Annotated in this window: 21 protein-coding genes and 1 tRNA gene; 15 read left to right on the top strand and 7 right to left on the bottom strand. The window is 73.6% G+C overall.

Annotated features, from left to right (window positions below; translation table 11 throughout):
• The first annotated feature begins 109 nt into the window (after positions 1-109).
• The 3 genes from ACFV9Q_RS18460 (at position 110) to ACFV9Q_RS18450 (ending at position 2,663) form a co-directional block, all read left to right on the top strand.
• On the top strand, positions 110-331 hold the full coding sequence (locus ACFV9Q_RS18460; RefSeq protein ID WP_285103239.1) for a DUF3107 domain-containing protein: 222 nt from the start codon (positions 110-112) through the stop codon (positions 329-331).
• Positions 332-643: 312 nt separating this feature from the next.
• The gene (locus ACFV9Q_RS18455; protein ID WP_377235571.1) at positions 644-2,296 is read left to right on the top strand and encodes a DEAD/DEAH box helicase; all 1,653 of its coding nucleotides are present in this window, start codon (positions 644-646) and stop codon (positions 2,294-2,296) included.
• Between the two features lie 70 nt (positions 2,297-2,366).
• Positions 2,367-2,663, top strand: coding sequence for a DUF1905 domain-containing protein (locus ACFV9Q_RS18450; protein WP_377228219.1), 297 nt, complete (start codon positions 2,367-2,369; stop codon positions 2,661-2,663).
• 1 nt (position 2,664) lies between these two features.
• On the opposite strand, the gene ACFV9Q_RS18445 is transcribed toward ACFV9Q_RS18450, so the two are convergent.
• Together ACFV9Q_RS18445 and ACFV9Q_RS18440 are read right to left on the bottom strand one after the other, a co-directional pair.
• The gene (locus ACFV9Q_RS18445; protein ID WP_377228218.1) at positions 2,665-3,297 is read right to left on the bottom strand and encodes a MarC family protein; all 633 of its coding nucleotides are present in this window, start codon (positions 3,295-3,297) and stop codon (positions 2,665-2,667) included.
• The gene (locus tag ACFV9Q_RS18440) at positions 3,294-4,142 is read right to left on the bottom strand and encodes a PHP domain-containing protein (protein WP_377228217.1); all 849 of its coding nucleotides are present in this window, start codon (positions 4,140-4,142) and stop codon (positions 3,294-3,296) included. Before ACFV9Q_RS18440 ends, ACFV9Q_RS18445 begins: the two co-directional genes overlap by 4 nt.
• Before the next feature lie 191 nt (positions 4,143-4,333).
• Between ACFV9Q_RS18440 and ACFV9Q_RS18435 the strand changes: the two genes are divergently transcribed.
• Entirely contained in the window at positions 4,334-5,161 is an 828-nt protein-coding gene (locus tag ACFV9Q_RS18435; RefSeq protein WP_377235570.1) for an alpha/beta fold hydrolase, read from the top strand.
• A gap of 12 nt (positions 5,162-5,173) precedes the next feature.
• Complete coding sequence (locus ACFV9Q_RS18430; protein WP_377235569.1) at positions 5,174-6,715, top strand: aminopeptidase P family protein; 1,542 nt, start codon at positions 5,174-5,176, stop codon at positions 6,713-6,715.
• Positions 6,716-6,835: 120 nt separating this feature from the next.
• On the opposite strand, the gene ACFV9Q_RS18425 is transcribed toward ACFV9Q_RS18430, so the two are convergent.
• Entirely contained in the window at positions 6,836-7,705 is an 870-nt protein-coding gene (locus ACFV9Q_RS18425) for a general stress protein (protein WP_377235568.1), read from the bottom strand.
• A 73-nt stretch (positions 7,706-7,778) separates the two neighbouring features.
• Here ACFV9Q_RS18425 and ACFV9Q_RS18420 point away from each other — a divergent pair, with 73 nt between their 5' ends.
• A complete protein-coding gene (locus ACFV9Q_RS18420) occupies positions 7,779-9,086 on the top strand; it encodes a magnesium transporter MgtE N-terminal domain-containing protein (protein ID WP_377228213.1) in 1,308 nt (435 codons plus the stop codon).
• Complete coding sequence (locus ACFV9Q_RS18415) at positions 9,079-9,603, top strand: DUF1003 domain-containing protein (RefSeq protein WP_377228212.1); 525 nt, start codon at positions 9,079-9,081, stop codon at positions 9,601-9,603. The genes ACFV9Q_RS18420 and ACFV9Q_RS18415 overlap by 8 nt, the downstream gene beginning before the upstream one ends.
• Here ACFV9Q_RS18415 and ACFV9Q_RS18410 read toward each other — a convergent pair.
• Positions 9,558-11,492, bottom strand: coding sequence for a hypothetical protein (locus ACFV9Q_RS18410; protein WP_377228211.1), 1,935 nt, complete (start codon positions 11,490-11,492; stop codon positions 9,558-9,560). The genes ACFV9Q_RS18415 and ACFV9Q_RS18410 overlap by 46 nt on opposite strands.
• A gap of 117 nt (positions 11,493-11,609) precedes the next feature.
• On the opposite strand from ACFV9Q_RS18410, the gene ACFV9Q_RS18405 reads away from it, so the two are divergent.
• Positions 11,610-12,749 carry an Mrp/NBP35 family ATP-binding protein gene (locus ACFV9Q_RS18405; protein WP_377235567.1) on the top strand — a complete coding sequence of 380 codons (1,140 nt, stop codon included), beginning with the start codon at positions 11,610-11,612 and terminating at the stop codon, positions 12,747-12,749.
• Between the two features lie 163 nt (positions 12,750-12,912).
• On the opposite strand, the gene ACFV9Q_RS18400 is transcribed toward ACFV9Q_RS18405, so the two are convergent.
• A complete protein-coding gene (locus ACFV9Q_RS18400) occupies positions 12,913-14,508 on the bottom strand; it encodes a TROVE domain-containing protein (RefSeq protein WP_377235566.1) in 1,596 nt (531 codons plus the stop codon).
• Positions 14,509-14,794: 286 nt separating this feature from the next.
• Positions 14,795-14,867, bottom strand: a tRNA-Gly gene (locus ACFV9Q_RS18395).
• A 146-nt stretch (positions 14,868-15,013) separates the two neighbouring features.
• Here ACFV9Q_RS18395 and ACFV9Q_RS18390 point away from each other — a divergent pair.
• The 7 genes from ACFV9Q_RS18390 (at position 15,014) to ACFV9Q_RS18360 (ending at position 24,689) form a co-directional block, all read left to right on the top strand.
• Positions 15,014-16,003 (top strand): NAD-dependent epimerase/dehydratase family protein, encoded by a 990-nt coding sequence (locus ACFV9Q_RS18390; protein ID WP_377235565.1) that lies wholly within the window; start codon positions 15,014-15,016, stop codon positions 16,001-16,003.
• 141 nt (positions 16,004-16,144) lie between these two features.
• Positions 16,145-18,094: a glycosyl hydrolase 53 family protein gene (locus tag ACFV9Q_RS18385; RefSeq protein ID WP_377235564.1), complete on the top strand. Its 1,950-nt coding sequence runs from the start codon at positions 16,145-16,147 to the stop codon at positions 18,092-18,094.
• A gap of 36 nt (positions 18,095-18,130) precedes the next feature.
• Entirely contained in the window at positions 18,131-20,206 is a 2,076-nt protein-coding gene (locus tag ACFV9Q_RS18380; protein ID WP_377235563.1) for a beta-galactosidase, read from the top strand.
• Between the two features lie 83 nt (positions 20,207-20,289).
• The gene (gene galK, locus ACFV9Q_RS18375; RefSeq protein WP_377235562.1) at positions 20,290-21,522 is read left to right on the top strand and encodes a galactokinase; all 1,233 of its coding nucleotides are present in this window, start codon (positions 20,290-20,292) and stop codon (positions 21,520-21,522) included.
• Between the two features lie 148 nt (positions 21,523-21,670).
• Positions 21,671-22,750: a secretion protein HlyD gene (locus tag ACFV9Q_RS18370; protein ID WP_377230861.1), complete on the top strand. Its 1,080-nt coding sequence runs from the start codon at positions 21,671-21,673 to the stop codon at positions 22,748-22,750.
• Positions 22,747-23,508, top strand: a complete 762-nt coding sequence (locus ACFV9Q_RS18365) for an ABC transporter ATP-binding protein (protein ID WP_377230860.1) — start codon at positions 22,747-22,749, stop codon at positions 23,506-23,508. The genes ACFV9Q_RS18370 and ACFV9Q_RS18365 overlap by 4 nt, the downstream gene beginning before the upstream one ends.
• Positions 23,505-24,689 carry an ABC transporter permease gene (locus tag ACFV9Q_RS18360; protein ID WP_377235561.1) on the top strand — a complete coding sequence of 395 codons (1,185 nt, stop codon included), beginning with the start codon at positions 23,505-23,507 and terminating at the stop codon, positions 24,687-24,689. The genes ACFV9Q_RS18365 and ACFV9Q_RS18360 overlap by 4 nt, the downstream gene beginning before the upstream one ends.
• Here ACFV9Q_RS18360 and ACFV9Q_RS18355 read toward each other — a convergent pair.
• A complete protein-coding gene (locus ACFV9Q_RS18355) occupies positions 24,686-25,510 on the bottom strand; it encodes an exodeoxyribonuclease III (protein ID WP_377235560.1) in 825 nt (274 codons plus the stop codon). The two genes, ACFV9Q_RS18360 and ACFV9Q_RS18355, sit on opposite strands and share 4 nt — an antisense overlap.
• Between the last annotated feature and the right edge of the window lie 80 nt (positions 25,511-25,590).

Raw genomic sequence — 25,590 nt, 5'->3', positions numbered from 1 at the left:
CTCACGGCGAAACCGCAGGCCGACCGCCCCGGTGCGTGACTAGGATCGTCAGGCCGGGTCCCTGGACCACCGGGCACACGGCGCAATCCCCGACCGAACTGGAGTAAACGTGGACGTCACCATCGGTGTGCAGCACCTGCCGCGCGAGGTCGTGGTCGAGACCGACGAGAGCGCGGACGCCGTCGCGACGGCCGTCAAGAAGGCCCTGGCCGGTGGCCCCCTCGAGCTCACCGACTCCCGCGGCCGCCAGGTGATCATCCCTGGCAGCGCCATCGGCTACGTCGAGATCGGCTCCGAGGAGCAGCGCAAGGTCGGCTTCGGCGCCGTCTGATCCCTGCGTACCGACGCCGCGTGGCGGACGGCGCCCGCGAGGGCCCTCCGCCACGTGGCGTTCGTTACTAACGGGGAGCCGGGGGCGTTTCGCTAACCACACGGAAACATCCTGCGCGTACCATGAACGACGTACATCGGTTGCCCGGTCGTCACGTTCCGACCCCCGAGCCTGTGCTCCGACCTCCTCCGTGAGGCCGCCGACAGGACGCGCAGCCTGGGCCTCCCCGCCCGGCGCGCGATGATTTTCACGATCGGCTGCCGCACGAAGGCGCGATCGCCGGGCCATGAGGGCCCACCGCGCCGCGAGAAGATGAAGGCGCCAGTGACTACCACCGACACCCCGGCCGCGAGCGCGGCCACCGTGACCGACCCCGAGCCCACCGTGGCCTCGGGGCCCGACTACTCCTCCCCGTCCGCCATCCAGGCGCAGAACGTGACGTTCGCGGACTTCGGCGTCCGCCCCGAGATCGTCGCCGCGCTGCTGGACTCGGGCATCACCCACCCGTTCCCCATCCAGGCCATGACGCTGCCCGTCGCGATGAGCGGGCACGACATCATCGGCCAGGCCAAGACCGGTACCGGCAAGACGCTCGGTTTCGGCGTCCCGCTGCTGCACCGCGTCGTGGCCCCGGGCGAGCCCGGCTACGACGAGCTCGTCGCCCCCGGCAAGCCGCAGGCCGTCGTCGTGGTCCCGACCCGCGAGCTCGCGGTCCAGGTCGCGAACGACCTGGCCACCGCGTCCGCCAAGCGCAGCGTCCGCATCGTGCAGGTCTACGGCGGCCGCGCGTACGAGCCGCAGATCGACGCGCTGAAGTCCGGCGTCGACGTCGTGGTGGGCACGCCCGGCCGCATGATCGACCTCCTCAACCAGGGCCACCTCACGCTGCTCCGCGCGGCGACCGTGGTGCTCGACGAGGCCGACGAGATGCTCGACCTCGGGTTCCTGCCCGACGTCGAGAAGATCCTCGCCCGCACCCCCGCGCAGCGGCACACGATGCTGTTCAGCGCGACCATGCCGGGCGCCGTCGTCTCGATGGCCCGCCGCTACATGAAGCAGCCCACGCACATCCGCGCCGCCGAGCCGGACGACGAGGGCGCGACCGTCAAGAACATCAAGCAGGTCGTGTACCGGGCCCACGCCCTGGACAAGGTCGAGGTGCTGGCGCGGCTGCTCCAGTCCGAGGGCCGCGGCCGCAGCATCGTGTTCGCGCGCACCAAGCGCACGGCCGCGAAGGTCGCGGAGGAGCTGCAGTCGCGCGGCTTCGCCGCCGGCGCGATCCACGGCGACCTCGGCCAGGGCGCCCGCGAGCAGGCGCTGCGCGCGTTCCGCAACGGCAAGATCGACGTGCTCGTCGCGACCGACGTCGCGGCCCGCGGCATCGACGTCGAGGACGTGACCCACGTGGTCAACTACCAGTGCCCCGAGGACGAGCGCACGTACCTGCACCGCGTGGGCCGCACCGGCCGCGCCGGCAACACGGGTACCGCCGTCACGTTCGTCGACTGGGACGACGTGCCGCGCTGGTCGCTCATCGACAAGGCACTCGAGGTCGGCTTCCCCGAGCCGGTCGAGACCTACTCGACGTCGCCGCACCTGTTCGCGGACCTGAACATCCCCGAGGGCACCAAGGGCCGCCTGCCGCGGTCCGCGCAGCACCTCGCGGGCCTGGACGCCGAGGAGCTCGAGGACCTGGGCGAGACCGGCAAGCGCAACAGCGGCTCGCGCTCCGGCGGCGGTCGTTCGGGCGGCCCCCGCTCGGGCGGACGCCAGGGCGGCAGCTCGCACGGCGGTTCCCGCTCGGCGAGCCGGTCGGACGCCGGTCCGGCGGCCGGCCCCGAGGGCGCCCCCGCCGAGCGCCCGGCGTCGGGCGGCGAGGACGACGGCCAGCGCCGTCGCCGGAGCCGCAACCGCCGCCGCACGCGCGGCGGGCGCCCGGCCGAGGGAACCCAGACCGACTCCTGATCCGGAGCCGCTGAACGTGTCAGACCCACAGGTCACCCCGGTGACCTGTGGGTCTGACAGTATCGGGACCGTGCAGATCGAGTTCGCCGCTCCCCTGTGGCAGTGGCAGGTGCGTACCGACTCCTGGTGGTTCGTGACCGTGCCCCCGGAGCAGTCCGACGAGCTGGCCGACCTCCCGCTGCCACCGCGCGGGTTCGGTTCGATCCGGGTGCGGGTCACGGTCGGGAAGACCACCTGGACCACGTCCGTCTTCCCGAGCGACAGCAACGGCGGCTACGTGCTGCCGATGAAGAAGAAGGTGCGGCAGGCCGAGGGCCTCCTGCCGGAGAAGCCGGTGTCCGTGACCCTGGAGACGATCGACGTCTGAGCTAGACCGTGCGCACGAACTCGATGACGCCGTTGGCGATCATCTGCACGGCGATCGCCGCGAGCAGCACGCCCGCGATCCGGGTGACCAGCGTGACGCCGGAGTCCTTGAGCACGCGGTGCACCAGCCCGGCGAACCGCATCGCGGCCCAGGTGCAGATGCACACCGCGACGATGCCGACCCCGATCGAGGCGTAGTGCCCCACGGCCGACTCGCCGGCGCTCACGCCCTGCTGCACGAACACCATGGTCGCGACGATGGTGCCCGGCCCGGCGAGCAGCGGTGTCGCCAGCGGCACCAGCGCCACGTTCCTGCCCGAGCCGGCGTCGGACTCGCCGGCGTCCATCTTGCCCATGAGCAGCTCCAGCGCCACGAGCAGCAGGAGCAGGCCGCCCGACGCCTGGAGCGCCGCGAGCGAGATGCCCATGTGCTCCAGCAGGAGCTGGCCGAACAGCGCGAACACCACGATCACGCCGAACGCCACGAAGATCGCGGTGCGCGCGGCCCGCTTGCGGTCCTGCGCCGTCATCCGCGAGGTGAGCGCGAGGAACACCGGCACCGTTCCCGGCGGGTCCATGATCACGAACAGCGTCACGAACACCTCGGTGAACAGCGCGACGTCGAACCAGCTCACCCGAGCACCTCCAGGGCCCCCTGGTCCGCGATGGCCTCGAGCACGGCGGGCGCGGTGGTGTTCTCGCCGATCTTGTTCTGCTTGCCCGCCCCGTGGAAGTCGCTCGACCCCGTGACCAGCAGGCCCAGCGACTCGGCGAGGTCGCGCAGGCGCCGGCGCGTGTCGGGCGTGTGGTCGCGGTGGTCCACCTCGAGCCCCGCGAGCCCGACCGCGGCGAGCTCCTCGATCGTCGAGTCCGGGACGATCCGGCCGCGGGCGTCCGCCCCGGGGTGCGCGAGCACCGGCACCCCGCCCGCCGCGCGGACGGCGCGCACCGCGGCGACGGCGTCGGGCGCGTAGTGGCCGACGTAGTACTTGGTGCCCGGGCGGAGGATGGTGGCGAAGGCCTCGTCCCGGTCGCGGACGACGCCCGCCGCCACCAGCGCGTCCGCGAGGTGCGGGCGGCCCAGCGTGGTGCCGGGCTTCGTCTGGGCGAGCAGGTCGTCCCACGTGATCGGGAAGTCCTCGGCCAGCAGGTCCACCATGCGCCGGGCCCGCGACTCGCGGTCGGCGCGGGTGCGCTCGGTCTCCTCCAGCAGGTCGGGGTGCGTCGGGTCGTGCAGGTAGGCCAGCAGGTGGACGCCTGTGCCCCAGCCCGGCGTCCGGGCGATCGCGGAGATCTCGGCGCCACGCACCAGGCCCACGCCGTACCGGCCGGCGGCCTCGGCCGCCTCGGCCCAGCCCGACGTCGTGTCGTGGTCCGTGATGGCCAGCGTGCCGATGCCGGCGCGGGCGGCGACCTCCACCAGCCGCGCTGGCGAGTCGGTGCCGTCGGACGCGGTGGAGTGCGTGTGGAGGTCGATCACCCCACAAGGGTAGAGATCCCCGGGGCAGGGAGAGGCACGGGGCGGTGGTGAGGTGCAGCACGCCGGGGGCGGCCCGGCGTCGGGCTCCCGCAGCAACAAGGCCCTGCGACAGCAAGCCCACACAGCACGTTCACGCCGTGTTCCGCCGTCGTACGCCGCGTGCCCAAGCCGATCCCGCATCATCGAAGGTAATGAGCAGCAACCACGAGACTCCGCCCAACACCCCTACGAGCGTGGTCTTCGTGCACGGCATGCGCAGCTCCGGTGCGATCTGGGAGAACCAGGTCGAGCACCTGCGCGCGGCCGGCCACGAGGCCGTCGCGGTCGACCTGCCGGCGCACGGCGCGCGCCGCCACGACCGGTTCACCATGGACGGCGCCTTCGAGGCCGTGGACGACGCCGTCGCGTCCCTCCCGTCCGGCCCCGTCGCCCTGGTCGGCCTGTCGCTGGGCGGCTACACGTCGCTCGCCTGGGCCGCCCGGCCCGGGACCACCGAGCGCCTGGTAGGCGTGCTGGCCGCGGGCTGCACGTCCGACCCCAAGGGCAAGCCCGTCCGGCTCTACCGGGACGTCGCGCGGACCGTGGCGAACGCCGCCTACCTCTCGCGCCGCCTGACCGGCCGCGTCGTGCACCCGAGCGTGCACAGCCCCCGCCTCTCGGTGCCCTCGTTCCGCTCCCTGCGGAGCGCCCCCGGCGGCGCGGACCTGGCGCAGATCGAGATCGCGCCGCTCCAGACCGCCGAGATGTACCGGCCCACCTGGGACGTCGTCACGGACGCGCTGACGCACCTCGCCGGGCGCTCCTCGATCGCGAACGTGCGCGCCGCGCAGGTGCCGGTCTGGTTCGTCAACGGCGCGCGCGACGCGATGCGCATCGGGGAGCAGCGGCACCTCGCCGCCGCCCGCGACGGCGCGCTCGTCGTCGTCCCCGGCGCGGGGCACGACGTGAACACGGAGGCCCCCTCCGCGTTCAACCGGGTCCTCACCCGGGCGCTTGCCGACTTCGGGCGGCGTGCGTGAAACACTGGGCGCATGAGCGAGCCCACGACCACTTCTCAGCCTGACGAGCAGGGAACCGCGGACCGCGGCTCCAACCGCTCGCACCGTCCCGCCTCGACCGCGTTCAAGAACTTCGTGATGTCGCAGTGGGCCCCGCGCGCCGAGCTCGGCCTGACGCCGTCGGACGCCGCGCCGTTCACCGTCGCCCGCCGCTCCGCGCTCTCGGAGCGCCTGCCCGGCGCGCGCCTCGTGATCCCGGCGGGCTCGCTCAAGCCCCGGTCGAACGACACCGACTACCGGTTCCGGCCGCACTCGGCGTTCGCGCACCTCACGGGTCTGGGCACCGACCGCGAGCCCGACGCCGTGCTGGTGCTGCACCCGGTCGAGGACGGCACGGGCGACTCCGGTTCGAACCACCACGCCGTGCTGTACGTGCGGCCGCTCGCCCCGCGCGACAACGAGGAGTTCTACGCCGACGCGCGCTACGGCGAGTTCTGGGTGGGCGCCCGCCCGTCGCTGGCCGACATCGAGGCCCTGACCGGCATCGAGGCCCGCCACATCGACGAGCTGGGCGACGCCCTGGGCAAGGACGTGGGCGACGGCGGCGTGCGCCTCCTCGTCGTGACCGGCGCGGACGACGCGATCGAGGCGCTCGTCGAGGAGCTCCGGCTGGAGGCCGGCGAGACCGAGGACGAGCAGCTCGTGTCCGACGACGTGCTCGTCGAGGCCACGTCCGAGCTGCGCCTGATCAAGGACGAGTACGAGATCCAGCAGATGCGCGAGGCCGTGGCCCGCACCATCGAGGGCTTCGAGGCCGTCGTCCGCGCGCTGCCCGCCGCCAAGGAGCACCGCCGCGGCGAGCGCGTCGTCGAGACCACCTTCGACGGGCACGCGCGCCTCGAGGGCAACGCCGTGGGCTACGAGACCATCGCGGCCTCGGGCGAGCACGCCACGACCCTGCACTGGATCCGGAACGACGGCGAGGTCCGGTCGGGCGACGTGCTGCTGCTCGACGGCGGCGTCGAGGTCGACTCCCTGTACACCGCCGACGTCACGCGCTCCCTGCCCGTGGACGGCGAGTACACCGACGTGCAGCGCAAGATCTACCAGGCGGTGCTGGACGCGGCCGACGCCGCGTTCGCCGTCGCGCGGCCGGGCACCAAGTTCCGCGACATCCACGCGGCGGCCATGGAGGTCATCGCGGCCCGCCTCGAGGAGTGGGGCTTCCTGCCCGACGGTGTGACCGCCGCGGAGGCGCTGGGCGAGGACGGCCAGCAGCACCGCCGCTGGATGGTGCACGGCACGTCGCACCACCTCGGCCTCGACGTACACGACTGCGCGCAGGCGCGCCGCGAGCTCTACCTCGACGGCACCCTGGAGGCGGGCATGGTGTTCACCATCGAGCCGGGCCTCTACTTCAAGGCCGACGACCTCGCCGTCCCCGAGGAGTTCCGCGGCATCGGCGTGCGGATCGAGGACGACGTGCTGGTCACCGAGGACGGTTACGAGAACCTCTCGGCCGCGCTGCCCCGCCGCCCGGAGGACGTCGAGGCCTGGATGGCCGCGCTGCGCTGAGGTCTGGCGCGGCGCACCAGCTGACTTCGGTCGGTTGCCCTGAGAGCGGTCGGTCGATTGACCGGTCTCAGGGCAGCCGACCGAAGTCATTGCCTGGGCGCGCCTGGGGTGCGGGGCGGCCTACTTCTGGTCGTCCGTCGGCGGCGCGTACGGGTTGCCCTGGTGGGGCGTCGTGCGGGACGTCGGGGCGTCGTCCGGCTCGCCGGTCTCGGCCGGCTCGGCCGGCGGGTCGGACGGGTCGTCCGACGGCGGGACCGGCGCGTCGGCCGGCGTCGGCGCGCCCGCACCGCCCGCGCCGGCACCGGCTGCACCAGCCGCACCCGGCCGCATCGCGCCGTAGCGGGGCTCGCCCGAGGGCGTGACCCAGCGCGGGTCCGGGGTGCGGGGCGTCGCCGGCGCGGCGGGCGCCGTCGGCGCGACACCGGGGGCCTGACCCGCCGGAGCCGCGGGCGCGGGCGCCGCCGGGGCCGGGACCCCGACCGAGGCCGCCCCGCGCGCCTTGCCCAGGCCGCCCGGCGACTGCACGAGCAGCGCCCGTGCGTCGCTCGCGTGCTCGTGACCGCAGAGGATCGCGTAGGTCGCGGCCACGATCTGCGACGACGACGTGAAGTCGCGCCGTCCGCCCGTGAACGAGTACGACAGGATCGAGAACAGCAGGCCGAAGCCCGCACCGAGCGCGATGCCGGCGAACATCACCTGGAATCCCGAGGAGCCCGCGAAGAGCGTCAGCAGCAGGCCCACGAAGAAACCGAACCACGCGCCGGACAGGGCGCCCGCGAGCGCCACCCGGCCGTAGGTGAGTCGCCCCGTGACACGCTCGACCATGCGCAGGTCGGTGCCCACGATGGTGACGTTCTCGACGGGGAACTTGTTGTCGGAGAGGTAGTCGACTGCTTTCTGCGCCTCCAGGTAGGTGGAGTACGCGGCAACCTCGTCACCGGCCGGCAGGGTCGGGACCTTCGGGACGGCACCCGGGCGAGACATGCTCATACCCCATAGTCTCCCCTACCCGGACGATAGTGGCGAGGAGCGACGCCCCGACACGGGTCGTAGGCTGACCAGCGTGAGCGCCAGCACCAGGGTTTTCGTCGCACGTCTGGCCGGCACCGCCGTCTTCGATCCCATCGGCGACCAGGTGGGCCGGGTCCGTGACGTCGTCGTGCTGGTGCGGGCGAAGGGCGCGCCGCGGGCGGTGGGCCTGGTGGTCGAGGTCCCGGGCCGACGGCGGGTCTTCCTCCCGCTGACGCGCGTGACGAGCATCGACGCGGGCCAGGTGATCAGCACGGGCCTGGTGAACATGCGGCGGTTCGAGCAGCGGGCCATGGAGTCGGTGGTGCTGGGCGAGCTGCTGGACCGCCGGGTCCAGCTCAAGGACGGTTCGGGCGAGGTGACGATCGAGGACGTCTCGATCGCGCAGCAGCGCACGGGCGACTGGCTGGTGGACCAGCTCTTCGTCCGACGGCGGTCGACGCGCGGGTCGGCCCCGTTCCGGCGGGGCTCGACCCTGACCGTGCCGGTGGACGCCGTGCAGGACCTCACCAGCCGGTCGCCCGAGCAGGGCGCCGCCCGGCTGCTGGAGGCGTACCAGGACATGCGCGCGGCGGACCTCGCGGACGTGATCCGGGACCTGGGCACCGCGCGCCGGATGGAGATCGCCGCCGCGCTCGACGACGAGCGCCTCGCGGACGTGCTGGAGGAGCTGCCGGAGGACGCGCAGGTGTCGATCGTGTCGGGCCTGGACCGCGACCGCGCGGCCGACGTCCTGGAGGTCATGGAGCCGGACGACGCCGCCGACCTGCTCAACGAGCTGCCCGACGAGCAGGCCGCCCAGCTCCTGAACCTGATGGAGCCGGACGAGGCGGCCGACGTCCGCCGTCTGCTGGAGTACGCCGAGGACACGGCGGGCGGTCTGATGACCACGGAGCCCGTGATCCTGGGCGCGGACGACACGATTGCGACGGCGCTGGCCCAGATCCGGCGGAAGGAGCTGCCGCCCGCCCTGGCCTCCCTGGTGTTCGTGGTGCGGCCACCCCTGGAGACGCCGACGGGGCGGTTCCTCGGCGTCGCGCACTTCCAGCGGCTGCTGCGGGAGCCCCCGCACGCGGCCGTCGCCTCCATGCTGGACACGGAGACCGAGTGGCTCACCCCCGACGCGTCGGTGGGTCAGGTGACGCGGCTGCTCGCGGCGTACGACCTGCTCGCCCTGCCGGTGCTCGACGCGCAGCGCCGGCTGCTGGGCGTGGTCACGGTCGACGACGTGCTGGACCACATCCTCCCGGACGACTGGCGCGGCAGCGACGACGAGCGCATGGAGGCGATCGCCGCGCAGTCGGCGGCGCGCCCGACACGACGGGGGGCCGGCCGTGCCTGACCGTCTCGACACCCCGCTCGCGCAGCGGCGCGGCCTGGTCCCCCGGTTCCGGCTGGACGAGGACGCCGTCGGCAAGGCCACGGAGGCCATCGCCCGGTTCCTGGGCACGCCGCGGTTCCTCATCTACCTCACGGTGTTCTGCCTGCTCTGGCTCGCGTGGAACATCTGGGCCCCGGAGCACCTGCGGTTCGACAGCGCGGCCAACGGGTTCACGGCGCTCACCCTGATGCTGTCGCTCCAGGCCAGCTACGCCGCGCCGCTGATCCTGCTGGCGCAGAACCGGCAGGACGACCGCGACCGCGTCACCGCGGAGCAGGACCGGCAGCGCGGCGAGCGCAACCTCGCCGACACGGAGTACCTGGCGCGCGAGATGGCGGCGCTGCGTGTCGCCCTCTCGGAGGTCGCGACCCGCGACTTCGTGCGCTCGGAGATCCGCAACCTGCTGGAGGAGCTGGACGAGAAGGACCGCGGTCAGGGCTCCACGTCGTCGTGGAGCACCACGCGCGACAGCTCGTAGGCGCCGCCCGGCAGCTTCCAGTAGTGCAGCCTGCGGGCCGACGGCGTGTTGACCTGCAGCGACACCCGCCAGCACACGGCGCCGTCGTCCCGGTGCCGGAACGGGTCGTCACCGCCGGCGCCCGTGCGGAGGCGGTGCACCTGCAGGCCGTTCATGTCGAGCGCGAGCCCGGTCAGCACCATGACGAGCGTCCACACCACACGGTCGCGGCTCACGCCCTCGACCTCGGTCAGGGAGGCGAGGAACCGCGGGCCGAGCGTGTAGTCGGCCAGGGGGCGCCCGGCTTTCTCCGCCGCGGGGATCGCGCGGGCCCACTCGGTCAGCACCTCGAACCGGAGCTGCTCCTCGTCGTCGGCGAAGTACCGCTCCTCGGGCACCTCCACGCCGGCGTCGCCCAGCCGACGGCGGAGGCGCGCGGCCTCCTGCCGGGCCTTGCGCAAGGCCGTGGCCTGCTGCTCCGCCCGGCGTTCGCTGCGCTCGAGCCGTTCGGTGAGCTCGCCGACCCGACCCAGCAGGCGGTCGACCTCCAGCTCGACCTGGCGCCGCCGGACCTTGTCGTCCAGCAGCTCCTTCTCCAGCGCGCCCGCCCGGGACCGCGCGGCGTCGAGGGACAGGCTGAGGTCACGGGCGGCCTTGCCGGCCGGCTCCGGCGCCGCCTCCGCCGCCGTCGGCGAGGGCAGGGCGTCGTGCCCGCCCGCATGCCACGCGGCCACGTCGCCGGGGGTCGGCTTGCGCTGGCCGTCGGCCGGCGTCGGCACCGGTCCGACGTCGGCGGGGCGCAGGCCGAACAGGTCGGCAGGGGTGGGCGGGCCCGACGACGGCGCGGGGCGGGTCCCGCCGAGGTCGACGGGCTCGTGGGGCTCGGCCAGCGAGCCCACCACCAGCGGGCCGTCGAGCCGGGGCAGCTCGGGCTCCGACTCCGGGGGCTCGAGCCACGGCGGCCCGCCGTCGAGCAGGGCGATCGCGGGGACGGGCCGGTCCTCGGACTCGTCGACGTCGTCCAGCCGCAGCGCCAGGCCGTCCAGCGGCGCCGGGACCCGGCGGGCCAGGATCACCTCGCCCACCGTGAAGAGGTCGCTCAGCAGGTCCAGGTCGTTGCCCGTGATGGCGGCGCGGCGCACGCGCACGCGGACGCCGGGCGCCAGCGCGACGCGCACCGCCTCGTCCTCGACGCTCTCCACCCGGCCCAGCACCACCTGGCCCACGCGGTAGGCGAGGTGCACCGCCCGGCGCAACGCATCGGCGTCGGGCAGCATGCCGCGCACGTCGAGGAGGCGGCGGACCGGGTCGAGCACTCCCGTGACGCGCATCCCGGGCGCGAGCACGCGGGCGAGCGGCACGTCGGCCAGGACGAGCTCCTCCGCGACGGTGACCTGGCCGCCGTCGTCCGTGCTGACCAGGGCGCGCGTGCCGAGCACGCCCAGCACCCGGCCCTCGATGACGGTCGCGTCCGGGGCGGCCCGCGCCGCGCCGACGAGCCCGGCGCGCACCGCGAACCGCATGACGTCGCCGACCAGGCGTTCCCGCACGTGCGCGTCCTCGTCGGTCGAGTACGCGAAGTGCAGCGGCGAGCGGCGGGGCTGGTGCACCCAGTCCAGCTCGGTGCCGTAGACGCGGGACGCGCCGCCGTAGACCTGGGTGTCGGGCGGCATGCCCGACGAGAACTCCCACGACACGTCGCCCGTGGGTATGACGACGACCTCGGCGAGCCCGGCAACGTCGTCGAGCACCCGCTGCGGGTCCACGAAGGGCACGGAGTGGCCGGCCGGGGTCGAGATGACCACCACCGGCCAGCGGCGGCCCTGGCGCTGCAGCTCGGCGGCGAGCTCGCGTGCCTGGTCCTCGGAGGCGACACGCCGAACTCGCGCTGGCACGCGTGGCTCGGTCATCGGGCCTCCTCACCCTCGGTGGTGAGGCAGCGTACCGCCACCAACTGACGGGCACTGCAAGGACCCCGCCCGGGACCACTGATCAAGGAGCGTCCGGGCCCCGCCTAAGATCGATTCATGACCGCAGTCGACTCCCCCGCGCTCGAGGCTCGTGTCCGCGACGCACTGACCGGCGTGCTCGACCCCGAGATCCGGCGCCCCATCACCGACCTGGGCATGGTCCGGTCGGTCGACGTCTCCGCGGGCGGGCACGTCGCCGTCGGGGTGGACCTCACCGTCGCGGGCTGTCCGATGAAGTCGACGCTGGTCAAGGACGTGACGGCGGCCGCGACGGCGGTCGAGGGCGTGTCCGGCGTCGACGTCGAGCTGGGCGTGATGACGCCCGAGCAGCGGTCCTCGCTGCGCTCGATGCTGCGCGGCGGCGCGGGCGACCCCGTCATCCCGTTCTCGCAGCCGGGCTCGATGACCAAGGTGTTCGCGGTCGCGTCGGGCAAGGGCGGCGTGGGCAAGTCGTCCGTCACGGCGAACCTCGCTGTGGCCCTGGCCGCCGACGGGCTGTCGGTGGGCGTGATCGACGCCGACATCTACGGCTTCTCGATCCCCCGGATGCTCGGTGTGGACCGGCAGCCGACGCGAGTCGACAACATGCTGTTGCCGCCCATCGCCCACGGCGTCAAGGTGGTCTCGATCGGCATGTTCGTGCCGAAGGGCCAGCCCGTCGTCTGGCGCGGGCCGATGCTGCACCGCGCGCTGGAGCAGTTCCTCGCGGACGTGTTCTGGGGCGACCTCGACGTGCTGCTGCTCGACCTGCCGCCCGGCACCGGCGACATCGCGATCTCGGTGGCGCAGCTCCTGCCGTCGTCCGAGATCCTCGTGGTCACCACGCCGCAGGCCGCGGCCGCGGAGGTGGCCGAGCGGGCCGGGTCGGTGGCGACCCAGACGTCGCAGGGCGTCGTGGGCGTGGTCGAGAACATGTCGTGGCTGGAGCAGCCCGACGGCACCCGGCTGTCGATCTTCGGCGAGGGCGGCGGCGAGCAGGTCTCGGCGCGGCTCACCCAGGTGATCGGCAAGGACGTGCCGCTGCTCGGCCAGGTGCCGCTCGACGTCGCCGTCCGGGAGGGCGGGGACGCCGGCACGCCGGTCGTGCTCGCCGACCCCGACTCACCTGGCGCGAAGGTGCTGCGCGAGGTCGCCTCCGCGCTGGCCACGCGCAAGCGGGGGCTCGCCGGGATGCAGCTGGGGATCAACCCCGCCTGACTCAGCGGCGTCGCCCGTAGGCAAGCCTCCGGACCAGCACCTCGGCCGGGCCGGTGGCCAACCTCCCTTTTGAGGCCCTGGTTTCTTCGCTTTGAGCCGCCCCAAAGCGAAGAAACCAGGGCCTCAAAGGGGATGCGTCAGCACGGCCTGCCGGGACGCGCCGTCAGAGCCCGCCCGCGAACTGCGAGATCAGGGACGGTACGGCGGCGTCGAACCCGGCGACGTCGAGCATCCCCGGATCGGACGGGTTCGCGATCGAGAACTCCGTGGCGGTCATGCCGACCACCACGAGCCGCGCCGGGATGCCCGTGCGCTCCCGGTACTGCCGCAGCGCCTGGTGCGGGTGGACCTCGCCGTGCCAGGTCTCGTTGTCGGTGTAGACCACGAACGTGTCGACCTCCAGGCCGTTGGCCAGCGCGTACAGCATCGGCTGCGCGCAGTCCGTGCCGCCCATCGGCATCTCGTCGACGACGCGCAGGGCGTCGTCGAGCCGACGGCGCGGCGAGATGGGCAGCGGCGTGATCGCCGGCGGGTCCCAGGAGCCGTCCGCCGCGGCGGCAAACCCCACCGCCGACGAGCCCGGTTCGGTCGCGAGCTGCACCAGCGCCAGCGCCGCGGACGCCTCCCGCGCCGTGAGCGGCATGCCCGCGATCGGCGCGCTCATCGAGCCCGACACGTCCACGGCGAGCAGCAGCCGCTTGCCGGAGGGCTCGATCGCGCCGAACGCAGCGTAGAAGCCGGCGTCGAGCGCATCGACGACGCGCTGCGTCGGCTCCCACGTGCCCGTGCCCCGTGCCGAGAGGCCCGACGCGTAGGTCCGCTGCGCCACCAGCACGTTCACCGGGTGCACGCGCGCGCGACGGAGCCGCTCGGGGTCGGCAAGCAGGGCCGCGACCTCGTCGGTCCGGCCGCCGACGGCGGGCAGCAGTCCCAGCCGCGTCAGCCGCGGGAGCTGACGCATCAGCGCCGTGGCGGGCAGGCCGACGTCGAGCAGCGCATCCCACACCGCCGGCTCGGCGAGTGCAGCGTCGGGCAGCATCTCCCAGGTCAGGCCCGCATCGCGGACGAGCGCCGACCAGGTCGCCGCGTCCGACGCCGCCTGCGCCCGGAGGAACGCCTCGACCAGGGCGGGCGTGTGCTCGCCGGTCGCGCCGCGCACGATCCAGTCGAACGTCGCCCGCAGGCCGGGGTCGGCGGTGACGGGGTGCGCCAGGCGCAGCAGGTCGCGGTGCGACCACCCCTCGCGCTGCCGGTACTTGACCGCCTGGTAGGCGACGGCGTCGGCGTCCTTGGCCGTGTACCAGCCGCCGACGGCGCGACGCAGCCCGCGACCCCAGCCCCGGAACTGCTCGACGTAGCCGGCGAACAGGAACAGGTGCGTGCCGGTGCGCGCGACCTGCGGCACCGCCGCGAGCGCCAGGGCCGCCGACTCCGGGACCGAGGCCGCGTAGGCGAGCGCGAACAGGGCCGGGTTCTGCCGGGGCGCGGCGCCGCTGGTGGAGACCTCGACGATCGTGTCGACGAGGGTCACCGGGTCCGCGGCCGCCATCCGGCCCACGACCTCGGCGTTCTCGCGGGCCAGCGCGCCGGCGGTGGCGTAGTACGTGCCGCCGTCGACGCCGAGCGTCAGGAACCGCCGCAGGCGGGCGGCGTCGTCGAGGACGAAGGTGTAGCCGCCGGCGGAGTTCGCCTGCTGGCGCGCGTCGGCGGGCTGGTTCTGGGGAGTCCGACGACGGTTGACGGCGCGCAGGATGTCCATGGCGAAGCTCCTCTCGGGGGCGGGTCGTTCTGACGGGCAGAAAGGAGCGGCGGCGGGCAGGACCCGTCGCCGCTCCCGGCACATGGACGAGCGGGCGTGTGTCTGCCCTCCGAGTCCGCCGACCGAAGTCGACGGGCAGCGACCCCGGTTGCCCGGGGCGGGACTCGAACCCGCGACCGCTGCTGTGTGCCAGATGATCGAAGGACTCCGGCCCGCTCTGACGAGGCACGGGCGGGCGTGTTGTCGACCGCCGGCGTTACGCTCTACCGCTTGAGCTACGCCGCCCTGGCGGGCGACGGCGGGACTCGAACCCGCAACCTTTCCATGGGAAGTGGTAACCGACGCTCTCCGGCCCACCCGTGCTCGTTCCGTGTTCTGTTGTCGAGTCAGGACCCTAGGGCGATCGAACCCCGGTGACCAGGCTTTATCCCGGCTTCGCCCGCCGAAGATTCGCCAGCAGCAGATACGGGTGCCCCGTCGCCCCCGATGCGGTTCGGTGGGCACCATGCGAATCCTGGTGCTCGGTGGAACCGTCTTCCTGTCCCGTGCGGTAGCGGCGGCCGCGGTGGCCCGCGGCCACGACGTCGTGTGCGCGGCGCGCGGCGTGAGCGGCACGGTGCCCGACGGCGCCACGCTGGTGCGCTGGGACCGCGCCGACGCGGTGCCCGCGGAGCTGACGGAGCGGCCGTTCGACGCCGTCGTCGACGTCTCCCGCATCCCGTCGCACGTGCGCGCCGCCGTCGCGGCCTTCCCGGACGCCCACTGGACGTTCGTCTCGACCGTCAACGTCTACGCCGACACGGCCACCGTCGGCGGCACCCCCGCGACCCTGCCCCTGCTCGACCCGATCGAGACCGACGAGGACCCGGCCTCCGGCCCCGAGATCTACGGCGCCATGAAGGTCGCCTGCGAGACCGTCGTCCGCACCGGCGCGGCGGCCGCCCTCGTGATCCGCCCCGGCTTGATCGTCGGGCCGGGCGACCCGAGCGGCCGGTTCACCTACTGGCCGGCCCGGTTCGCGCAGGCCGCCGAGGACGGTCTGCCGGTGCTGGTGCCCGAGCCCGTGGACGACCCGGTCCAGCTCGTGGACGTCCGCGACCTCGCGGAGTGGATCGTGACGGCGGCGGAACAGGGCACGAAGGGCGACTTCGACGCGGTCTGCCCGCCCGTGCCCCGGTCGGAGCTGCTGGCCGGGGTGGCCGACGGCGTCGGCGCGCACCCGGCGCTGGTCGCGGTCGCCCCGGACGTCCTCACCGAGCACGAGGTGGCGCAGTGGTCCGGGCCCCGGTCCATCCCGTTCTGGGTCGCGGACCTGGCCGAGGGCGGGTTCATGACGCACGACGTCGCGTCGTCGCTGGAGGCGGGCCTGCGGATCCGGCCCTTCGCCGAGACCGCCCGCGACACCGTCGCCTGGCTCCGCGCCACACCGGACGCCAAGGTCACTGGCCTCACGCGGGACGAGGAGCAGGAGGTGCTGGCCGCCGTCCGGGGGTGAGCGCGCCGCGGGCGTGCGCAGGGCGCGGCGGACGACGTCGGGAAGCGTATTCCCACACGCTCGCCGAGGACCTACCGTTGTGCTGGGTACTCCGGACGAACGGCCCGCCGGGCCGTTCCCGACCTGGACAAGGAAGTCCTCATGACGCACAGCACACACCGGGCACGGGTCCTCGCGGGCAGCGCCGCCCTGGCCGTCACCCTGACCACGGCCGGCCTCGCCGTGGGGCCGGCCGCCGCCGGCTACGGCGAGGCAGTGGTCGAGCCCGTCGAGACCGACCTCGCCGGCAAGGACTGGGTCACAACCCACGCCACCAGCAACGATGCTGACTCCGGCCGGGCGACCGACGGCGACGAGAGCACCGCCTGGACGCCGTCGGCCGGCGCCGCCACGGGCCCGAAAAAGAAGGACCAGGCCCTCACCCTCGACCTGGGCGGCGCCTACGACGGGCTGCACAAGATCGAGGTCGTGCTCGCGGACGCGAAGCCCGCGCGCTACGTCGTCGAGGTCTCCAAGGACAAGAAGCGCTGGACCACCGTCGCCGACCATCACGACGGCCGCAGCGGAGCGGCCGGCACCACCGCCCTGGTCGACCGCGACGGCACCCGCTACGTGCGCGTCCGGTTCACCGACCCCGCCGCGGCCAGGGACACCAGGAACGGCATCGCCGAGGTCCACGCCTACAACTACCTGCGCGACGACCTGCGGCTCGGCGCCGACCTCTCCTACGCCGACCAGGAGCGCGACCAGCCGTACTACCTCGACGCGGAGGCGGCCCTGGCCGGCGAGCCGGACCCCGGCCCGCACCTGCTCGACGTGGTCAAGGACCGCGGCATGGAGCACCTGCGCCTGCGCATCTGGAACGACCCGCGCGACGAGACCACCGGCGTCGAGACGGACCCGGCCTACCAGGGGCCCGAGCGCTCGCTCACGGTCGCCCGCGAGATCGTCGACCGCGACCTGAGCCTCGGCATCGACTTCCACTACGCCGACAGCTGGGCCGACCCGAGCAAGCAGCCCAAGCCGCGCGCCTGGGCCGAGCTGCCGTTCGACGAGCTGACCGAGCAGGTCCACGACTTCACCGCGGACTACTTGACCCGCCTCAAGGAGCAGGGCACCACCCCGGCCAAGGTCGCGGTGGGCAACGAGGTGATCAACGGGTTCCTGTACGGCAGCGAGGCGCAGATCATCGGCACCACCGCGCCGCAGTACTTCACGGACGAGGCCGACGTCTACCAGTCCCAGCCCGGCGGCGGCCTCCTGTGGGACTACTGGCGCAGCGACGACCCGGAGGAGCAGCGGCTCTACACGGAGCAGTGGGACCGGTTCGCCACGCTCATGGCGTCCGGCATCGAGGCGGTGCGCGAGGCGTCCCCGGAGTCCGAGGTCGAGATCCACGCGATCGTGGACACCGGCCGCCTCGACAAGACCATGGAGTTCTGGACCCAGCTGCTGACCCGGCTCGAGGCCGCCGACGCCGCCCCCGACGTGCTGGCCCTGTCCTACTACCCCGAGTGGCACGGCAGCCCCGAGGAGCTGGAGCACAACCTGCACACCATCGCCGGCGCGTTCCCGGACTACGCGCTCGACGTCGCCGAGACGGCCTACCCGGCGGAGAGCTGGCCGCCCGGCGACCCGACGCCGCTGCCCAACTCGCCGTTCCCCGTGACCGTCCAGGGCCAGGCCGACGCGATCCAGCGGGTCTTCCAGGTCGCCAACGACGTGCCCGGCAACCGCGTCCAGGGCGTGCTGGTCTGGGAGCCCGCGAACTGGCAGCCCATGTTCACCTGGGTCGAGACCGGCTCCGGCTGGTTCCCCGAGGCCAACGCGTCGCTCGACGTCTTCCGCGAGAGCGACGTCACGCACGTGCTGCAGGACGACGTCCGCCTGGTCACCCGGGTGCACGACGACGTGCGGCTGCCCCGCACCGTCGACGTGCTGTCACCGGGCGACCGCCGGACGGCTCGCACCGCCGTCGTCTGGCAGGCCGTTCCCGACGACGCGACCGCCGTCCCGGGCACCTTCACCGTCTCCGGGACGACGGAGTACGGTCCCGTCACGGCGACGGTCCGCGTACTGCCCGGCCGTTGACCACGTTCCACCAGATACACCCCTGAAAGGACCCTCATGCCTGAGACCTCCAGCTTCACCCCCGGACCGCGGTTCGACGGCTGGCTGACCGGCGTCGAGCAGATCGGCTACGGCGGCGACTACAACCCCGAGCAGTGGCCCGAGGAGGTCTGGGCCGAGGACGTCCGGCTCATGAACGAGGCGGGCGTGAACCTCGTCAGCCTCGGCATCTTCAGCTGGGCGCTGCTGGAGCCGCGGCCGGGCGAGTTCGACTTCGGCTGGCTGGACCGCATCATCGGGCTGCTGCACGACGGCGGCGTCCGCATCCTGCTGGCCACGCCGACGGCGGCCCCGCCCGCCTGGCTGTACGCGGCCCACCCGGACGCGCGGGTCGTCGACCGGGACGGCACGCCGATGGGCCCGGGCGGCCGCGGGCTGATGGCGCCCACCGCCCCCGCCTACCGCGAGGCCGCGCTCCGCATCACCACGGCCCTCGCCGAGCGGTACGGCACGCACCCGGCGCTGGCGGGCTGGCACGTGCACAACGAGTACGGCGCACCTGTGGCGCTGGACTACTCGGCCCACGCCCAGCGTGCGTTCCGCGAGTGGCTGCGCGAGCGGTACGGCTCGCTCGACGCGCTCAACGCAGCCTGGGGCACCGCCTTCTGGGGCCAGCACTACGCCGACTGGGAGCACGTCCAGGTCCCGGCGGCCGCTCCCGAGGCGGTCAACCCCGCACAGCAGCTCGACTTCGCGCGGTTCTCGGACGCCGCCCTGCGGGCGTGCTTCATCGCGGAGCGCGACGCCGTCCGCGAGCACTCGTCCGCCCCGGTGACCACCAACTTCATGGCCGCGAGCTGCCCGGCCACCGACCTGTTCGCGTGGGGCAAGGAGGTCGACCTCGTCTCGAACGACCACTACCTGCGTGCGGCCGACCCGCGCGGCTACGTGGGGCTCTCCCTCGCCGCCGACCTCACCCGGTCGGTCGCGGGCGGCAAGCCGTGGCTCCTGCTGGAGCACTCGACGTCGGCCGTGAACTGGCAGCCGCGCAACGTCGCCAAGCGACCCGGCGAGCTGGCCCGCAACTCGTTCGCGCACCTGGGCCGCGGCGCGGACGCGATCATGTTCTTCCAGTGGCGCGCCTCCCGCTCCGGCGCGGAGAAGTTCCACTCCGCGATGCTCCCGCACGCCGGCACGGGCTCGCGGGTGTGGCGCGAGGTGGCCGAGCTCGGCGCGAACCTCGGCAGGCTGACGGAGCTGCGCGGTTCCACGGTGCGGGCCGACGTCGCCCTGGTGTGGGACTACGAGTCGTTCTGGGCGCAGGACCTGGAGTTCCGGCCCAGCGAGGGCGCACGCCACGGCGAGCGCGTCGACGCCTACTACGACCGGCTCTGGCGGGACGGCCACACGGTCGACCTGGTGCGGCCGAGCCAGGACCTGTCGGGGTACAAGCTGGTCGTCGCCCCGGCGTCGTACCTGCTGCGGGCCGAGGACGCCGCGAACCTCACCGCCTACGTCGAGGGCGGCGGATCGCTGCTGGTGAGCTACTTCAGCGGCATCGTCGACGAGCACGACGCTGTGCACCCCGGCGGCTTCATGGCCCCGCTGCGCGACGCGCTCGGCGTGTGGGTGGAGGAGTTCCTGCCGCTGCGCGCCGAGGAGGCTCTCACGGTCGCCTACCGGGCCGGGGCCGCAGGGGCAGGCTCCGCGACCAACGACACCACCGACCTCACCGGCACGGTCTGGGCCGACGACCTGGTGCTGGACGGCGCCGAGCCGGTCGGCACCTACGTCGACGGCCCCAAGCCCGGCGGGGCGGCGATCACCCGGCACCGGTACGGCGCGGGCACGGGCTGGTACGTGTCCACCGCCCTCGACGCCGACACGCTGGCCACGGTCATGGCCGACGTCTACGCGGGCGCGGGCCTGGCGCAGTCCGGCACCGTGGACGGGCTGGAGGTGGTGCGCCGGTACGGCGACGCCGCCACCTGGACCGTTGCGGTCAACCACACCGACGGCGACGTGAAGCTGCCCCTGGACTCGCCCGCCACCGACGTCCTCACCGGGCAGGAGGTCGCGGGCGACGCGGACGTGCCCGCCGGGGCGGTCCGCGTGCTGCGCCAGGGCGCCTGACGCCCGTCCCCATGGCGAGCGCGCCGGTCTCGCTGCCTGACCGGCGGTCGGCCCGGCGCGCTCGACGGGCAATAATCAGTTCCGTGACCACCATCAACTGGCTCGAGGCCTGGACCGCCGAGGACGGCGCGCACCGGGTCGACGAGCTCTTCACCCGTTCGTTCGACGGCGCCCCCGAGGGCGTCTGGTCCGCCCCCGGGCGGGTCAACCTCATCGGCGAGCACACCGACTACAACGCCGGTCTGTGCCTGCCGACGGCGCTGCCGCACCGCACCTACATCGCGCTGCGGCCGCGTGAGGACGACCTGGTCCGGCTGGTGTCGGCGCAGGCCGAGGGCGTCTGGGAGGCCCGCCTGTCCGACGTCGCGCCCGGCGCGGTCCAGGGCTGGGGCGCCTACGTCGCCGGTGTCGCCTGGGCGCTGGCCGAGGCCGGGCACAAGGTCGGCGGCTTCGACGCCGCCGTCGACTCGTGCGTGCCGTTCGGCGCCGGCCTGAGCTCCTCGGCGGCCCTGGAGGCCGCCGTCGCCGTCGCCCTCGACGGCGTGGCGGGCCTCGGCCTCACGGCGTCCGACGCCGGCCGGGCCGAGCTGGTCGACGCCACGCGCCGCGCGGAGAACGAGATCGCCGGTGCTCCCACGGGCGGGCTCGACCAGTCGGCGTCGCTGCGCTGCCGCGAGGGCTACGCCCTGCTGCTCGACTTCCGCCCGGGCCTGAAGCCGCTGGAGTCGGGCGTGCCGGTCCCGTTCGACCTGGACACCGCCGGGCTCACGCTCCTGGTCGTCGACACCAAGGCCGAGCACTCGCACGTCTCCGGCGAGTACGGCGCCCGCCGCGCCTCGTGCGAACAGGCGGCGGAGCTGCTGGGCCTGGACTCGCTGCGCGAGATCGCGCCGACGCTCGGCGGCATGGGCATCGACCGCGCGCTGGCCGAGCTCGAGCCCCACGACCCCGACGGCGTGCTGCGCCGCCGCGTGCGCCACGTCGTGTCCGAGATCGACCGCACCGCGCGGTTCGCCGACCTGGTGCGGGAGGGCCGTGCGGCCGACGTCGGCCCGTTCATGGTCGCCTCGCACGTCTCCCTGCGGGACGACTACGAGGTCTCCTGCCGCGAGCTCGACCTCGTCGTCGACTCGGCGATGGCCGCGGGCGCGCTCGGCGCGCGCATGACGGGCGGCGGGTTCGGCGGCAGCGCCATCGCGCTGGTCCGCCTGTCCGACGTCGACACGGTCGCCCAGGCGGTCGCGGACGCGTTCGCCGACGCCGGCCTGACCGAGCCGGTGTTCCTGCTGGCGCCGCCGTCGGCCCCGGCCGCCTGAGCGCGACCCCACCACGAGGGCCCCGCACCGTCAGGTGCGGGGCCCTTGCGCGCAAAGGCTTGGCTTCACCCCGTACTTTCATCCCCTTTCGGCTGGTACCTGGACTAATGTCCACCGGACTGCCCTGTCCCCGCCGCGAGGAGCCCCCGTGGGTGCTGTCCGCCAGTACGTCTTCCCCACCGCCCGGATCATCATCTGGGCGGTGATCGCCGCCGCGCTCGTGGTCCTGGCGCTCAAGGGCGCCGAGCTCGACCCGCCGGACGCGCTGCAGCCCACGGGCGAGATCACCGAGGCCGTGATCCCCGTCGAGAAGGGCTCCGTCACCAACGCGGTCACGGTGCCGGCGTCCGTGGTGACCGACCCGCCGGTGGAGCTCAAGGCCACCGCCAACGGCGTCATCGCCGAGATCCAGGTCGACGACGCCAAGGTCGACAAGGGCACCCGCGTGCTGTGGATCAAGAGCGAGGAGCCCGTCGAGCCCGTGGTCGAGGTCGACGAGAAGACCGGCGAGGAGACCGTCACCGAGAAGGAGCCCAAGGTCACCTGGACCTCGGCCCTCGCGCCGGTCTCCGGCACCGTGGACATCACGGCGCTGAAGGACCAGGCGGTCGCCGTGGGCGAGGTCATCGGCACCATCTCGCCCGGCACCCTCTCGGTCTCCGGCACGCTGACCGCCGACCAGCAGTACCGGCTGGTCGGCGCCAAGGGTTCCGCACAGGTGACGCTCAAGGGCGGGCCGGCGCCGTTCACGTGCACCGGGCTGACGATCGGCGAGGCGCCCGGCGACACGGGCGCGACGACGGGCGGCGAGGAGATGGGGGGCGCACCCGAGGCGGCCACGGGCGCCGTCCACTGCTCCATCCCGCCCAAGGTCAAGGCGTTCTCCGGCCTGGGCGCCGAGATCGAGATCACGAACGGCGACGCGAAGGACGTCGTCGTCGTGCCGATCAGCGCCGTGCTCGGCACCTCCCAGACCGGCCGGGTGTGGACCGTCAAGGAGGAGGGCGCCGAGCCCGAGCCCCGCGACGTGACCCTGGGCCTGACCGACGGGCTGCAGGTCGAGGTCACCAAGGGCCTGAAGGCCGGCGAGCAGATCCTGGAGTTCACGCCCGTCGACGACGGCACGGAGGGCGGCGTCGACTGCGAGGACATGAGCGCCTACGACGACGCGGCGATGAACGGCGACACCGCCACGGTGCAGATGTTCGAGGAGGAGTGCTTCGGATGACCGTCATCCCGCTCGTCGACCTCCAGGGCGTCACCCGGCACGTGGAGCTCCCCGACGGGAGCACGCTGGAGATCCTCCGCGGGGTGGACCTGACGGTCGGCCCCGGTGAGCACGTCGCGATCGTCGGCCGCTCCGGCACCGGCAAGTCCACCCTGCTGAACATCCTGGGCCTGCTCGACTCGCCCACCTCCGGCGAGTACCTCCTGGAGGGCGAGCCCGTCGGCCGCCTGCGCAGCCGGGCCCTGGCCCGCCGCCGGGGCGACGACTTCGGCTTCGTGTTCCAGCAGTTCAACCTGCTCCAGGGCCGGACGGCGCTCGAGAACGTCGCCGCGCCCCTGCTGTACGCGCGCGGCAAGCAGTTCTGGAACCGCACCCGGCTCGCCGCGCAGTCCCTCGAACGGGTCGGCCTGGGCGAACGCCTCGACACCCGGCCGGAGAAGCTCTCGGGCGGCGAGCAGCAGCGGGTCGCCATCGCCCGCGCGCTCGTGCGCGGGCCGCGCGTCATCCTCGCCGACGAGCCCACGGGGGCGCTCGACGTCGAGACCGGCCAGGCGATCATGACCCTCCTGGACGACGCCGCGAGCGACACCGGGTCCGCGCTGGTGACCATCACGCACGACCTGGCGATCGCCGCCCGCGCCGACCGCCAGTTCCGGCTGGCCGACGGCGTGCTGGTGCCCATCCACCTCGACGCTCCCGCCGCCGTGGCCGAGTCAGGGCCCAGGTCCGGGTCCGAGCCTGCCGGGGTCCCCGCATGACCGGCGTCGTGGGCGCGATCGTCGAGGCCTGGGACGAGCTGCGGATCCACCGGGTCCGCGTGCTGCTCGCGCTGATCGGCGTCGCCTGCGCCGTCACCGCGATCACCGGCATCACCGCCGCCGTGACGATGTTCGGCCAGGCCATGCAGGAGCAGAACGAGCGCATGTCGGGCCGCGACACGACGCTGGAGGCCTGGTCGATGGGGCCGTCCGAGGCCGGGATGACCGCGGCCGAGGTGGACGCGGTCGTCGACGCCGTGGCCGAGCGGCACAAGATCTCGTACCACTCCGTGCGCGCGACCGCCGACCTCGCGGTGCGCGGCGGGGATGCCGGAACCTATGTCGACTGGTCGGCCGTCGACGTCGACAGCGGGACCATCACCCGCCAGGACCTCGAGGCGGGCCGCTGGTTCACCGAGTCCGACGCCGAGCGGCTGGCCCCCGTGCTCGTGGTGAACCAGGCCTTCCTCGACGCCTACGCCGACGGCGCCCCCGTGACCGCGCACCCGAAGGTCGTGCTCGACGGCGAGTCTCCGGTTGCCGCGACCGTGATCGGCGTGGTGCCCGTGCAGTGGAACGACGAGGGGCCGCGCGCCATGATGCTGTTCGACCAGGCGGTGCGCTGGTTCCCCGACCGGGTGCTGGCCGACAGCTACCGGTTCTGGGTGCCGCCGGAGCTGGCCGACCAGTTCGCCGAGGTGCTGCCCCGCGACCTGGCGGCGGCGGGCGTCCCGTTCGACGTGCAGAAGCCGATGGCCGACGCCGTGGTGATCGACAGCGTGCTGCAGTACCTGGTGCTCGGGGTCGGCGGGTTCGCGCTGCTCCTGGGCGGGCTCGGGCTGCTCAACATCGCGCTGGTCACCGTGCGCTACCGGATCCGGGAGATCGGCATCCGGCGGTCCTTCGGCGCCACCAGCGGGCGCGTGTTCTTCGGCGTCCTCATGGAGTCGGTGGTCGCCACCACCGTGGCGGGCGTGGTCGGCGTGGTGATCGCGGTGGCCGTGATCAAGAACATCCCGATCGACCGCATCTTCGGCCGGCCGCTCGACGACCTGCCGGGCTTCCCGTTCGACGCCGCCCTGGTGGGCATGGCGTGCGCCGTCGGGATCGGGGCGCTGGCCGGACTGATCCCGGCAATCTACGCGGTGCGCGTCAAGGTGATCGACGCGATCCGGTACTAGAGCTCGTAGGTCGCCACGACCGGGGCGTGGTCGCTCCAGCGCTCGGCGTAGGTGGGCGCGCGGTCGACCTCGACCTTGCGGCAGGCGCCCGCGAGGGCCGGGTTGGCGAGCTGGTAGTCGATGCGCCAGCCGGAGTCGTTGTCGAACGCCGCGCCGCGCCACGACCACCACGTGTACGGGCCCGGGCCGTCTCCCGCGTGGGAGCGGCCCAGGTCCGTCCACCGGTGCTCGTCGAGCCAGCGGGTCACGTACGCGCGCTCCTCGGGGAGGAAGCCGGCGCTCTTCTGGTTGCCCTTCCAGTTCTTGATGTCCACGTTCTGGTGGGCGATGTTGAGGTCGCCCGCCACGACCGCCGGCGCCTCCGCCGCGGAGAGCTCGGCGAGCCGCGCCGTCACCTTCTCCAGGTAGGCGTACTTGGCCACCATCGTGTGCTCCTGGCCCGGGTTGGTGGACCCGGAGTGCAGGTAGGCGGAGACCGCCGTGAGCGTCCCGCCGTCGGGCAGGCGCACGTCGGCCTCGACCCAGCGGCCGGTGTCGGCGCCGGTCTCCGCGGCGCCGTCGGACCCGTGGGTCGCTAGCCCCGTGCGGACGTCGCCGAGCGGCAGCCGGGACGCGACGAGCACGCCGGCGCGGCCCTTGACCTCGCTCTCCGCGTGCGCGACGTGCCAGCCGTCGAGCACCTCACGGACGAGCTTGTCGGGCGCGCGCACCTCCTGGAGCAGCAGCACGTCGGGAGTGCGGGTGGCGATCCAGGACTCGATGCCGCGGCGGACGGCGGCACGGATCCCGTTGACATTGGCGGTGGCGACGATCAGGGGCACCGGGAGAGCCTAACGGCCACCTCTGACAGCGGCGGATCACGACACAGCCCTCGCCTTCTCATGCGACATGCAATATATTG

The sequence above is a fragment of the Promicromonospora sp. NPDC059942 genome (assembly GCF_042731755.1).
GTDB lineage: Bacteria > Actinomycetota > Actinomycetes > Actinomycetales > Cellulomonadaceae > Promicromonospora.
This window is presented reverse-complemented; position numbering and strand designations above follow the sequence as displayed.

What these genes read in the sequence shown, in the direction of transcription:
- ACFV9Q_RS18455 (WP_377235571.1), top strand. Translation starts at nt 644, where the DNA reads ATGAAGGCGCCAGTGACTACCACCGACACCCCGGCCGCGAGCGCGGCC.
- ACFV9Q_RS18435 (WP_377235570.1), top strand. Translation starts at nt 4,334, where the DNA reads ATGAGCAGCAACCACGAGACTCCGCCCAACACCCCTACGAGCGTGGTC.
- ACFV9Q_RS18430 (WP_377235569.1), top strand. Translation starts at nt 5,174, where the DNA reads ATGAGCGAGCCCACGACCACTTCTCAGCCTGACGAGCAGGGAACCGCG.
- ACFV9Q_RS18425 (WP_377235568.1), bottom strand. Translation starts at nt 7,705, where the DNA reads ATGAGCATGTCTCGCCCGGGTGCCGTCCCGAAGGTCCCGACCCTGCCG.
- ACFV9Q_RS18410 (WP_377228211.1), bottom strand. Translation starts at nt 11,492, where the DNA reads ATGACCGAGCCACGCGTGCCAGCGCGAGTTCGGCGTGTCGCCTCCGAG.
- ACFV9Q_RS18405 (WP_377235567.1), top strand. Translation starts at nt 11,610, where the DNA reads ATGACCGCAGTCGACTCCCCCGCGCTCGAGGCTCGTGTCCGCGACGCA.
- ACFV9Q_RS18400 (WP_377235566.1), bottom strand. Translation starts at nt 14,508, where the DNA reads ATGGACATCCTGCGCGCCGTCAACCGTCGTCGGACTCCCCAGAACCAG.
- ACFV9Q_RS18390 (WP_377235565.1), top strand. Translation starts at nt 15,014, where the DNA reads ATGCGAATCCTGGTGCTCGGTGGAACCGTCTTCCTGTCCCGTGCGGTA.
- ACFV9Q_RS18385 (WP_377235564.1), top strand. Translation starts at nt 16,145, where the DNA reads ATGACGCACAGCACACACCGGGCACGGGTCCTCGCGGGCAGCGCCGCC.
- ACFV9Q_RS18380 (WP_377235563.1), top strand. Translation starts at nt 18,131, where the DNA reads ATGCCTGAGACCTCCAGCTTCACCCCCGGACCGCGGTTCGACGGCTGG.
- ACFV9Q_RS18365 (WP_377230860.1), top strand. Translation starts at nt 22,747, where the DNA reads ATGACCGTCATCCCGCTCGTCGACCTCCAGGGCGTCACCCGGCACGTG.
- ACFV9Q_RS18360 (WP_377235561.1), top strand. Translation starts at nt 23,505, where the DNA reads ATGACCGGCGTCGTGGGCGCGATCGTCGAGGCCTGGGACGAGCTGCGG.